Consider the following 11,798-nt stretch of genomic DNA (forward strand, 5'->3'; position numbering starts at 1 on the left):
GATTTATTTGAGGTCGATCGTCACGATCACCACAGTAATATTATCGCGTCCCCCTTTATCCTTAGCTGCTTGAATCAAAGCAGTTGCAGCGCCCTCGCAGGCGCGAATCGACTTCAGAGGCGAAGCAATCAAAGGATCGGAAAGTTCCTCAGTCAAACCATCGCTGCACAGCAGCAAGCGATCCCCAGGCTGCACGTCCACCGGCAAAATATCTATTTCCCGCACATCATCGCGACCCAAACACTGGGACAAAACGTGACGCCAAGGATGACTGCGAGCTTGGTCGGGAGTTAGGGCCTTTCTTTTCACAGCCTGAGCCACCCAAGTCTGGTCTTCAGTAATCTGCTCCAAGCGAGAGCCGTGCAGCCGGTACAAGCGAGAGTCCCCGATATTAGCGCACCAAGGTCTGCCCTCATCCCTAAACATCAGAACCACAGCCGTAGTCCCCATATCAGCGCGCTCGGGGTGGTCGAGCTGATCCGTCAAAATTGCTTGATTGGCAATCAACAAAGCCTTTTCCAACAACAGCGGAGAATCTTCAGGCCCTTCCCAATGTTCGAGCAAATAAGATTGAATCGCCTGAGTCGCAATCCGGCTGGCTTCTTGACCTCCGGCGTGTCCTCCCATTCCGTCGGCTACTATGAAAAATCGCCCGTCAGAATCAATGTAGTATGAATCCTGATTTACTGAACGAACTAGCCCTGTATCTGTCTTACCTGCGAAAGAGCGTTTCATAGATTGCCTGATTGGACTCATCGAACTTAAAAGCTTGATTGAAGTGGTGCAATGTTTTCTTCCAAAACTTAAATCGCGAAGGGAACTTGAAATTTCTGCCACCTGCGATCGTGAGTTTTGGAAAAATTGTACTACCTTGACCTCATATTGTAGATCGATATGATGGTAATTCCCTCTTAAAATTTCGGTAAATCCAGTAAGTTAAGCACCACGTGCAAAAAAAACAGGATTTCTACAAAAAATCAGAGGTTTAGCTGGCGAGAAATCTAGGAAGCAACGAGGTTTTTAGCGTCAAAGCGTGTAAGTGCTGTAAATTTTAGCAATGTGTTGTCAGCCAGCCAAAACTTAACATTCGAGGTCAACTTTTGGCTGGCGAGAAATCTCCAACCTGAAATTTCAAATCCCAAATTGCACAATTATGACATCCTGTCTAAACGATCGATCCGCTTGAACAAACGCAGCAGAGCAAACCCTGCACCCGCCGCCAGCACTGCCACAGCGACAGCCGGCCAGACTTTATTGCTGACAAACAAAATTGTCGCCGACAAAGTAAAAGCACTCATCAGCAAAGCATAATTCGTACCCATTTGAGCGCTGCTCATGCGGCGGAGCAAGCGTTCTGTTTCGGCAGAACGGACGCGAATCCGCAAATCTCCCTGTTCTAGTTTGTCAATAGTCTCCTCAATCCGGCGGGGCAAACCCAAAGCAGTCGAACTCACCTGAGCCGCCTGACGGCCGATTTCGTTAAAAATGCTGCTACTGGTATCATGGCCATTTCCATTAGTCATAAGCTGCATGGCAAAAGGTTGTGCCACCTCCATAAAGTTGAACTCGGGATCTAAACCTCGGCCCACCCCTTCGATGGTGGAAAAAGCTCGCATTACAAAAGTAAAGGTAGCTGGGAAGCGAAAAGGTTGGTCGTAGGCAATATCGTAAAGGTCGTCGGTAATCGCGCTCACCGATTGATTTTCAAAAGGCTTGTCCATGAAGTTGTCCAGCATATACTGGATCGATCGGCGCACCGGACTCATATCACCCGTAGGCACCAAAGCTCCCAACTCGATCAGAGAATCCATAATCCGCTGTCCATCCTTAGAAGCAATGCCGTAAAGCGTCTCCATCAGTCCTTCGCGGACGTTCGACTGGATTTGCCCCATCATGCCAAAATCGTAGAAAATCAGACAACTGTCAGCACTAACAGCGATGTTGCCGGGATGTGGGTCAGCGTGGAAAAAGCCGTCGTTGAGCAACTGTCGCAAATAAGCTTTTGCCCCCAACTGAGCGATTAATTTACGATCGATCCCGGCCGCTTCCAAAGCTTCGTAGTGGCTGATTTTAATTCCCGGCAGGTATTCCAAAGTCAGCACTCGCGGAGCCGCGTACCGCCAATAAACCCTCGGCACCCGCACCCAGTCACAGTTGCTAAAATTGCGGCGAAAAGTATCAGCATTGCGGCCTTCATGGAGATAGTCAATTTCCAGCCACAGAATGCGACAGCATTCCTCATAAATCCCCATCCAATCTCGGCCGCGACCCCACTTAGGATGGTTTTGAAAGTAACGAGCAATTCCCTTAAGAATTTGCAAATCTATCTCGAACAGCTTCCGCAGTCCAGGCCGCTGCACCTTGACCACCACTTCCTGGCCAGAATGCAGTTGAGCTTTGTGTACCTGACCCAGACTTGCAGCGGCCAGGGGCACCGGGTCAAAGCTGTGGTAGAGTTCTTGAACAGTCTTGCCCAAATCTTGCTCAACAATTACCTCTAACTGCTGGTAGCTGAAAGCAGGCACTTTATCTTGCAGCTTAGAAAGTTCCTCGACAAACTCTGCTGGGAACAAATCGGCGCGGGTGGAAAATAATTGTCCAACTTTAATGAAAGTCGGGCCCAAATCCAATAGTGTTTCTCGAACCCAGATAGCTTGAAAGCGCCGTCTGGCAACTTTCTTTTCTTCACTCACGCCTCCCCAGTAGCTCCAATTTTTGCTGTCGAGCCACAGCGAAGCCAGCCAGAGCAGGACAAAGGCCCAAATGTCGAAGAAGCGCCGCTGCCGGGAGTATTTTTCGCGATTCCAGCGATAAGCTTTACTTTTGTACGATAAACCCGCAGTTTTTGGCTCATCGGCTTCGCCAGTGGGCTTTCTGGAGCGCTGGCGATTAACAGAGTCATCAAGGAGAGCAGACACTTGGGTTCCCAAATTGCTTATTTTATGTTGTTGCTTTGATTGCAGGTAGGAGCGCAGGAGCGCAGTGCTTTGCGCTCGCGTAGTCGTAAATAATAGTTGTGGTCGGATAGATGGCTAGGGCAAACTGCTGCGGTAGCGCTGCAATTCCGATCGCACCAGGGCCACTTCGGCGCGCAGTTCGTCAATAGTTACTTGCAACTCTGCTGGATGGATGTCTTGAATAGTGCTTGTTGCAGTGCCAGTTCTGGTCTGCATCGCCTCATCCGCAGCTCTGTTTGCCCGTTCCACAACTCGATCGGTGAACTGTCGCAGGCGTTCTCTTTGTTCGGCGTCAAATTTGCCGAGTTCCGAAAAAGCGTTGGTTGCTGCGCTTTCTAATTGCTCGTACAGTGCTTCGGCAAGTGCTCTGCCTACAAAAAAAGCATGAACTGGGGGTTTACTCATATGAAAATCTCTGTGCGCTTCCGCAACAAATTATAACTTGCTTGTCCCCGATGGTGCTTGCTCCCAAAGAAAGGAAGTTTGGGGGAAATGATGCGCGGCCGGGAGCTTGCACAAAAACAAACAACTTTTTTCAGGGGGCGCGATCGAACGATCCCGATCGCATCCCGGGCCCGACCTCGACCATCGACCGAATTCAACGCGCGACATCACACAATTTCAGTGCCGCGCGCACATTATAACATAAATTAAATCCAAATATCAAACATTTATGCCAATTTTATCGGCGGGCATTTGGATTGCAGAGGGAATAGGAAATAGTAGATAAACTCCGGTCGCGGCTGTTGGGATTTTTCGAGTCGATCGAAGGTTTGGCGAGATAGTCTTTGGACCTCAAGAGCGTTATTTTCTCAACTACCGATCGGATATTTGCTGACTCATAAAACCAAGTATTTGCCCGCACTTTTAACCAACAAAAACAATACTAATTTGTCGCAGGTTCAGGAAAAGGCACAGTCGGTTCTGCAACAGGGGGCGGCGAGAAAGGTGCGATCGAACTATCTGAATTGCTGCCACTGCGGCTCGGTATTGGCGGTTCTGGCGATCGCTCGGTCGGCGACGCTAGTGCTGGCGGCGCGGATTCCGACGGCGGCAAGGTTTCAGCACTCTTGGCAGCAGGCGGGGCGGGTACAGAGGGCGATTCGGTGGGCGGTTCGGGCGGCAGGGGTGCAACTTCTGGTACCGGTGCGGATGCTGCTTGGGGTGCGGGCTCGATTTCGGTTTTAGGCTCTGGAATGGGGGACTCAGAAGGCTGCGATTCAGGCTCGGGCGTCGGGGATGGCTCAGGTGGCACTTCGGTTTCTGGGGCGGGAGTTTCCGGGCTTGGGGACTCAGAAGGTTGAGTGCTAGCTTCTGAGGGCTCGATCTGTTCGGGAATGTTGCTGCTGTCTGATGCGGGTTTGGGGCGCTTGTTGAGTTCGATCGGGGGGAGAGGACTGCTTTCGACAGACGGCTGCCCGAACATCGGCCCTGACAAATCGCGGGATTTGAGCAAATCTTCGAGAGATGGCAAGGATTGAGTTTGGGAGCGCTTGCTGCTGAGACTGGTGCTGTTGTAACGCCATGCCAGGTCAAAACCCATCCAGCCTGCAATTGCAGCCGTTACGACAAACGCCAGGAAAGTCAACTGCGGCGGGGGAGGTGCGGGCAATCGCAGACTTTGCTTGCCTTTTCTCTCTGCTGGTGATCGCTCTGTTTCTTGCAGCATGGTAAGCCAATTTTCCACTGTCTGAGGGCGGTTTTGGGGGTCGATTTCGAGTCCCTGAAGGATGGCTCGCTCGATTCCCGCACTGAGGTTGGGCTGAAATTGCCCCAAGTCGGCCAGGGGAATGCGATCGCGCAGGGGTGCTGCTACGGGCGTCACGCCGGAAAGTAAGTAGTAGAGGGTGGCAGCGATCGCGTATATGTCTGTGGCGGGTGTACATTTACCGTCATGGAGGTATTGTTCGATCGGCGCGTACCCGGGCGAGAGCAAGTTAGTGTGGGTTTGTTTGGTGCCGGCGGTAAAGCCGCGGGCAATGCCGAAATCTATTAACATTACGAGGTGAGAATCGGCTCGCCGGATAATATTTTCTGGCTTGATGTCTCCGTGCAGCAATCCGCTGTGGTGAACTGTACTTACGGCTGAGGCTATTTGCCGAATGTAGTGCAGGGCCTGGGCTTCTGGCAGCGGCCGATCGGTTTCGACTATTTGGGCGAGAGTTTGGCCCGGAATGTAGTCCATTGCGATAAAGGACTGTCCGGCTTCTTCAAAAAAGTCGATTACTCTGACGATGTTGGAATGCTGACACCGCGACAGGCGTTGGGCTTCGGCAATAAACTGCTGCTGAAATTCGGCAGATTCTGGGTGCTGGCGCAGACTTTCGTTGAGGGTTTTGAGTACGACGGTTTGGTTTAAATGGGTGTGGATAGCTCGGTAAGTAATACCGAACCCTCCTATGCCTAAAGTCGCGTTAATTGTGTATTTGCCCTGTTGCAGGACTGTTGCTGGCGCTAAGTTCATCTTCAGTTGATGCCGGTTCCCAAACTATGCTACCGCCTTTGGGTTATTTCTCCGAGTTAGGGGTGAGGTTCGATCGATCGGCGCCCTAGTTTTGGCTTTTGTTCTGATATTTTGGCATCTGGCGATCGTTTTATTGGAATGTTCCACCAATCCTATCTTTAGCAGCCGTCTTAAAACTTAACACAATATTTCCCCAATAAAAATCCCGCTCTTGTGGAACGGGAAAGCCATCAGGGTGCATCTATATGATACGACTATAGCTCGTGGGGGGTACAACCCCTCTGGGCTTTATCGAATCTTTACAATTAGTGGATTTTTGTAAAAATTTAGGTTTTTTATTGACTTATAAGCCGTTTTATGAGATTAAAATGGAAAAGGGTGACATTTATCAAATCAAGTGAGTTTCCTCTCTTTTCATCGGAACTTTAAGATCCCTTACCGTGCTTCGGCAAATGGTGCAGCAAATACCATAACACGGCTACATTTGCGATAAATGCCACTAACTTAAGTACGGTGACACCCTGAACTAACTCATAAATTTCAGGCGGGATACTGATGCCTACCAGCACTATCACTAAGATTGTTGCCCAGCCTTTTTCGTACCATAAACCCACCGCTTCAACAGCAGTTAAAACTGCATACAGTCCGGCAGCCATTCCGCTAAACAGTAAGGTTTTAGGCTTGACCATTAGAACTTTGTCTAATAAAAATTCAACAATCTTCAGTTTGGTTTCTAAGAATAAAGAATCCGAAAAATCCTCCAAGGCTTGATGATTCTTCAGTGCAAAAAGCAAAGCGATCGAAGTTACTGTCAAGAGGGCAGCAACAAAAGTTTTGTAAAGGACAATTGCGATTAAACCAGGAGGGCGCTGTTTTTTCACCTTAATTCTCGAAATATCAATAATGTGCGCTCGGCTTGTTAAGCTGTTCTACATCTAAATTGCATTTTTTGTGCGGGCGAGACGCCCACCCCACAAGAACTTTATCAAATTTTGACTGTGTAGTTTAAATGCAGAACAGCTTAGCGTGTTTGGAATGGATAACTAAAAATTCAGTAGGGTGCGTCATTCGATTTTAGATTTTAGATTTTGGATTTTGGATTGACCCCACGGATAAATTCGGGGGCTTGAGGATTTTAGATTTTAGATTTTGGATTGATTCCACGGATAAATCCGGGGGCTTGTACGATCGAGAAATTCTTGGTCAGCAATTAGCCGATCGATTATAGAAAAAATAACGCGCGGCTGACACACCCTACTAAGCTTGAGGATAACGTTGTGCTAAGAAAGAGATCGCAGAAGCCCGATCGCCCAAATCGCCATCCAAAGTCGCCGCCAACAAATCATCCAACATACGTTTAAACCCAGGCCCCGGCTTATAGCCCAAAGCCTTCAAATCGTTGCCATTCAAAGGCGACTCGACATTTGCCCACTTGATGATATATGCCCAAATTTGGCGGCGGGCACTTCGCGGGCTTTGTAGGGCGATCGCAATTAACATCGGCAATTCATAATTCCTCAACAGCAACACCAATTGACTCGGCAAATCGCACTTCGGCAAATTCTCTGCTAGCTGGTTCTTTCCGGCTTCCAAATGTTGCAGCCGCTTAATGCTGTCAGCGGGTAACTGAAGATTTGCAGCCACCTTATCGCGATATTCCGGTGCTAAATAAGCTATCAAAACTTCCAGCCGCATCTGCCAATCGGGAATATTGATAATGGGGAATGGGGAATGGGGAATGGGGAATGGGGAATGGGGAATGGGGAATGGGGAATGGGGAATGGGGAATAGAGAATTGTCTCTTCCTCCTTCCTTCTTCCTCCTTCCTTGTTCCTCCTTCCTTCTTCCTTCTTCCTTCTTCCTGACATCCGTTACATCCGTTACATCCGTTACATAATCCGTTGCCGAACCTTCCTTCTTCCTTCCATTCAAACACCGATCGAGCAAACGCAGTTGCCGCCACAACTGGCGATCCAACTCCAAAGTAGGATGAATGCAGCGCAAAGCCTGCAAATCTCCTAGCATTTGCAAAGCAACTTTCCAGTAAGGAGCTTGCAAAATGTATTTCAACTCGCTTTTAAGCCGAGTTTCCAAAGCCGGAGCTCGGCCGTTTTCTCCCTGAATGCGGTAATAAATCCCGCTTTCTAAAGCATGGCGGATATATCCTTCAGTCTGCGGCTCGATCGCAAATCCCAGCCGCACCGCAAACCGCACAGCGCGATAAATTCGCGTCGGATCTTCGATAAAACTATTGGCGTGCAAAACTCGAATTTGCCGCGCTTCCAAATCCAGCAAACCGCCAAAAAAATCTAACAATTCGCCGCTGCGAGGAACACCCAACCGCACAGCCAGCGCATTAATTGTAAAATCCCTGCGGTACAAATCTTGACGGATCGAACTCGCTTCAACTTCAGGATTTGCAGCCGGATAAGGATAAAATTCAGTACGAGCAGTCGCGATATCCACCCACAGCGCACCGAAAGCAGAGTCTTTGTGCCACAACAGCGCGGCGGTTTGAAATTGACCGTGAACGTCCAAACGCGAGTCTGGGTAAAGCTTTTGCAGCGATGCAGCCAACTCGACACCGGCACCGGAATCGTCGGAACCGCAGTTTCCATCCACTACCAAATCAATGTCAGTTAGTGCCAGCGTATCATCCGCCGCTAACAGTAAATCCCGCACTGCGCCACCGACAATATAAAGTTGCCAGCCGCGCTCTCGTGCAATATTGGCCGCGATCGACAATAATTGCCACAATTCGGCACTGATGCGCGATCGCAACAACTGCTCAACTGATTCGGGCACTGCACAATAAGACAATTCTGCATTGCTTCCCCTGTCTCGCGCTTTTTGCTGGTGCAATTCCCGCAACACGTCAGTGCGAGTCACAATTCCCACCAGTTGACCGTTTTCCAATACCGGCAAGCGCCCGATATCGTATGTCACCATTAAAGATTCAATTTCCGGCAGCAATGTATCCGGGGCGATCGTTTTTAGCTGCGGAGTCATGTAACCCTTGACTGGGGCGTGACTGAAACCGTGGTGCAAGGCAATGTCAATGTCGCGGCGCGAGATAATGCCTGCCAGCCGATCGCCCGCATCGACCACCGAAAGCCCCGAATGTCCGTAACGCAGGAGGATACGGTGAGCCTCTCCCACCGAGGTTTCCGGGCGAATACTCCGCACTGGAGACGACATTAATTCGCGGGCTGTCGGAGGGTGGGGAATTTGAGTTTTGAGTTCGTCAGCTAACTGATTTAAAGTCAGCAGGGGGTCAACATCGCGGGTGGCTAGGGAAGCGGCGCGGGCGTGGCCTCCGCCGCCGAGGGGTTTGAACAATTCGCTGAGGTTTGTTCCTTCGATGCGCGATCGACCGATAATAGTTAAGCGGTTGGAAACTGGCGATTCGGGATCGGTATTGCGGTTGTTTTCGTTTTCGCCAAATTTATAAACATTGCCTAAAAGCAGAGCATCGGTTTCAGTCAAATCGAGCAAGCGAGAAGCCAGCGAAGAAAGTCCCGGAACGTAAGCTTCAGTAGATAGCAGCACCCAAGCTACGCTGTAACCGTGCAAAGTTTCCGATCGCAAATTATTCAGCGCTTCTTTCAGCAAATCTTGCAATTGAGGAGACAAACCGGGTTCTACATATTCAGCGATTACCCGCAAACTTGCTCCCTGTTCCATCAACCACGCCAAAGCTATTGCATCTCGCGCCGTTGCGCCGTCAAAGGTGAGGGAACCTGTATCGACGTGGATGCCGAGGGCCATGACTGTTGCTTCTGAAGGCTGAAGGCGAAATTCTGTATTGCTCTTTTCTCTGAGCTTTTCGACAATTAATGTAGTGCTGGCCCCGACTGCTTCGATCTGGGTGACAGTTGCGGGGATGTCCAAATCAGCCTGTAGGTGGTGGTCGAAAACAGCAATTTCGCTCACTTGTGGCAAATCCAGCCACTCGGCGGCTTTTCCCAAACGATCGCGCTGCGAGGCATCAACTATACTAATCGATCGAATTTGTTGCGGATTGACCGATCGGCGTTCGATCAGCGGGTACTCGTCGCGGTGTAGCGCCAAAAAATCCCGCACCGTCGGGTGACACCCGCCTGCGAGCACTATTCTGCTACCGGGGCGCAGCACGCAAAGTCCCACCGCCGCTCCCAAGGCGTCAAAATCTGCTGTTGTGTGGCACAAAACTAAGTCCATAGCCGAAAATCCCGCATCTCTAACTCACACAGTAGCAATTTCTCGGACTCTGACACCGGATGTGTCGATCGGGCTTTAACTTAACCTTTCCAGTTTTCTGTCGTGTAGCGAACAATGATAAAATTGATGAAAATCTCAAGAGCCGCTGACGCCTGTTCGCGCAACGCCCGAATTTGCACGGGTTCTTTCGTATCAATCAACCGACAATCTCTCGATATCTCGATCGGGATACTGTCAGTCGATTTTAGATTTTAGATTTTAGATTTTAGATTTACTCCACAGATGAATCTGGGAGCAGGAACTTTGGTCTAAAATTTTGGCTCGATCGCGACTCCTGTCGGAAAGCAAGTATCCGTTTTTGGGCGGGGTCAAAAACTAGAATTTGGAAAATTTTTCCCGGTTCGGGGAAACTATTTTTCGTCAACGCACGGTTATATCGAAAGGAGAAAAGATGTTATCAATTCTGTTTCAATTGGTTTTACTGGCGCTGGTACTGCTGTCTTTTGCAATGGTGATTGGCGTCCCGGTTGCTTATGCCTCTCCCCAAAACTGGAATCAGTCTAAATCCTTGATTTTTGCTGGTTCTGGTCTCTGGTTTTTACTGGTTATTGCAGTGGGTGTATTAAACTTTTTGGTGGTTTAAATTCGCCCCACCTATCAAATAAAGAAGGTAAAAGGTAGAAAGTTGAAGGCATTCGCCATCGATTACAAGGCATTCGGCATTTGGTAGAAGCTAGAAATTTTTATGCCAGCGCGCTCCTGTATGTTTTTGCACTTGAGATTCAGATGAAATGTTTCTGCTTTCTGACTTTTGCCTTCTAGCAAACAAAAATCTAAAATCTAAAACCTAAAATCTAAACTAGAACACTATGACTGTTTTCGAGGGAACTTTTACTCAAACAGAATCTTTGCGGTTTGCTATTGTCATCGGTCGTTTTAACGATTTGATTGTAAACAAACTTTTGGAAGGATGTCAAGATTGTTTGAAACGCCACGGGGTTGATATCAATCCTCACGGTAATCAAGTTGATTTTTATTGGGTTCCGGGATGTTTTGAGATTCCTTTGGTGGCGCGCCAAGCTGCTTTTTCTCGCCGCTACGATGCGGTAATCTGTCTGGGTGCAGTAATTCGGGGCCAAACTCCTCATTTCGATTTTGTAGCTGGTGAGGTTTCTAAGGGAATTGCTGCGGCGGCTTTTCAAAGTGGGGTGCCGGTGATTTTTGGCGTGGTGACGACTGACACGATGCAGCAAGCTTTGGAAAGGGCCGGAATTAAGAGCAATTTAGGCTGGAATTATGCGATGAGTGCTTTGGAAATGGGCACTTTGATGCGTCAAGTTAATGCTTTGGGTGGAAATTCTTACGATCGATTACCTGCGTCTGCTGCTGTTGAAGTGCTGTCGGGCGAAGCAAAGCTGGCGATCGCCCCTGATTTATCCTCGGATAAAATAGTGTAAGTTTGGTAGAAGTCTGGGGGTATAAATTTGATTGAATTGCGTACTTTTAGCACCTGTAGGTAACAAAAGCGATGACTGTTGTAACTGCTAAACGATTCTCGATCGCAGAATATCACCGTTTGGGAGAACTGGGATTTTTCGCCCCAGATGACCGATTTGAATTGATTCGCGGAGAAATTATCAATATGGCTGCTAAAGGTAGGCTTCACTCTGTTTGTAACAGTCTTTTACTTGAGGAGTTAGTCATTTTACTGGCAAGACGCGCTCGCTTGCGCGTACAAGAGCCGATTATTTTGTCTGCTACTGATAGCGAACCAGAACCTGATGTTGTTATCGCCAGAAATCGATCTGATAATTATTTATCTTCTCACCCGGAGCCGGCGGATATCTTGTTGGTAATTGAGGTTTCTGATTCTACTTTGAAGTACGATCGCGAAACAAAGCTATCTCTGTATGCTGAATCTGGAATTGCTAATTATTGGATATTTAATTTGGTTGATAATCAACTGGAAATGCACAGCGAACCTTATCAAAAAAGACAAGGTGATTTCAATTATCGATCGCAGCGAGTTGTTCTGCCAAATGAGACTATCGTAATTCCGGGTTTTCCCGATTTGTCTCTGGATTTGTCTTTGGTGTTTCCCAGGGTAAGAGCATCTCAATCACGCTTGACAAAAGGACTCAGAAGAATCTAATATATTGTCAGTCAAACAAGAACGG

9 protein-coding genes are annotated in these 11,798 nt (G+C 48.6%); 3 read left to right on the forward strand and 6 right to left on the reverse strand.

The features are described from left to right. Positions 1-3 precede the first annotated feature (3 nt). The 6 genes from QUA02_RS12050 to QUA02_RS12075 form a co-directional block, all read right to left on the reverse strand. Positions 4-735, reverse strand: coding sequence for a PP2C family protein-serine/threonine phosphatase (locus QUA02_RS12050; RefSeq protein WP_333027913.1), 732 nt, complete (start codon positions 733-735; stop codon positions 4-6). A 416-nt stretch (positions 736-1,151) separates the two neighbouring features. Then, positions 1,152-2,918 (reverse strand): ABC1 kinase family protein, encoded by a 1,767-nt coding sequence (locus QUA02_RS12055; RefSeq protein WP_333027914.1) that lies wholly within the window; start codon positions 2,916-2,918, stop codon positions 1,152-1,154. 114 nt (positions 2,919-3,032) lie between these two features. Continuing rightward, positions 3,033-3,362 (reverse strand): DUF6825 family protein, encoded by a 330-nt coding sequence (locus QUA02_RS12060; protein ID WP_333027915.1) that lies wholly within the window; start codon positions 3,360-3,362, stop codon positions 3,033-3,035. A 481-nt stretch (positions 3,363-3,843) separates the two neighbouring features. Next, complete coding sequence (locus QUA02_RS12065) at positions 3,844-5,421, reverse strand: serine/threonine protein kinase (RefSeq protein ID WP_333027916.1); 1,578 nt, start codon at positions 5,419-5,421, stop codon at positions 3,844-3,846. A 425-nt stretch (positions 5,422-5,846) separates the two neighbouring features. Then, positions 5,847-6,302, reverse strand: a complete 456-nt coding sequence (locus tag QUA02_RS12070) for a DUF2127 domain-containing protein (protein WP_333027917.1) — start codon at positions 6,300-6,302, stop codon at positions 5,847-5,849. A gap of 376 nt (positions 6,303-6,678) precedes the next feature. Next, the gene (locus QUA02_RS12075; protein WP_333027918.1) at positions 6,679-9,621 is read right to left on the reverse strand and encodes a CBS domain-containing protein; all 2,943 of its coding nucleotides are present in this window, start codon (positions 9,619-9,621) and stop codon (positions 6,679-6,681) included. A gap of 451 nt (positions 9,622-10,072) precedes the next feature. On the opposite strand from QUA02_RS12075, the gene psbZ reads away from it, so the two are divergent. From psbZ to QUA02_RS12090, 3 genes are all read left to right on the forward strand, one after another. Continuing rightward, positions 10,073-10,264 carry a photosystem II reaction center protein PsbZ gene (gene psbZ / locus QUA02_RS12080; protein WP_333027919.1) on the forward strand — a complete coding sequence of 64 codons (192 nt, stop codon included), beginning with the start codon at positions 10,073-10,075 and terminating at the stop codon, positions 10,262-10,264. A 226-nt stretch (positions 10,265-10,490) separates the two neighbouring features. Beyond that, complete coding sequence (gene ribH, locus QUA02_RS12085) at positions 10,491-11,078, forward strand: 6,7-dimethyl-8-ribityllumazine synthase (RefSeq protein ID WP_333027921.1); 588 nt, start codon at positions 10,491-10,493, stop codon at positions 11,076-11,078. A gap of 71 nt (positions 11,079-11,149) precedes the next feature. Then, positions 11,150-11,773 (forward strand): Uma2 family endonuclease, encoded by a 624-nt coding sequence (locus QUA02_RS12090; protein WP_333027923.1) that lies wholly within the window; start codon positions 11,150-11,152, stop codon positions 11,771-11,773. Positions 11,774-11,798: the final 25 nt, after the last annotated feature.

It is taken from the genome of Microcoleus pseudofavosus SVA1_A4 (genome assembly GCF_036700565.1).
GTDB lineage: Bacteria > Cyanobacteriota > Cyanobacteriia > Cyanobacteriales > Microcoleaceae > Microcoleus.

Coding starts and splice junctions, on each gene's coding strand:
- QUA02_RS12090 (WP_333027923.1), top strand. CDS start 11,150: ATGACTGTTGTAACTGCTAAACGATTCTCGATCGCAGAATATCACCGT.
- QUA02_RS12065 (WP_333027916.1), bottom strand. CDS start 5,421: ATGAACTTAGCGCCAGCAACAGTCCTGCAACAGGGCAAATACACAATT.
- QUA02_RS12060 (WP_333027915.1), bottom strand. CDS start 3,362: ATGAGTAAACCCCCAGTTCATGCTTTTTTTGTAGGCAGAGCACTTGCC.
- psbZ (WP_333027919.1), top strand. CDS start 10,073: ATGTTATCAATTCTGTTTCAATTGGTTTTACTGGCGCTGGTACTGCTG.
- QUA02_RS12075 (WP_333027918.1), bottom strand. CDS start 9,621: ATGGACTTAGTTTTGTGCCACACAACAGCAGATTTTGACGCCTTGGGA.
- ribH (WP_333027921.1), top strand. CDS start 10,491: ATGACTGTTTTCGAGGGAACTTTTACTCAAACAGAATCTTTGCGGTTT.
- QUA02_RS12050 (WP_333027913.1), bottom strand. CDS start 735: ATGAAACGCTCTTTCGCAGGTAAGACAGATACAGGGCTAGTTCGTTCA.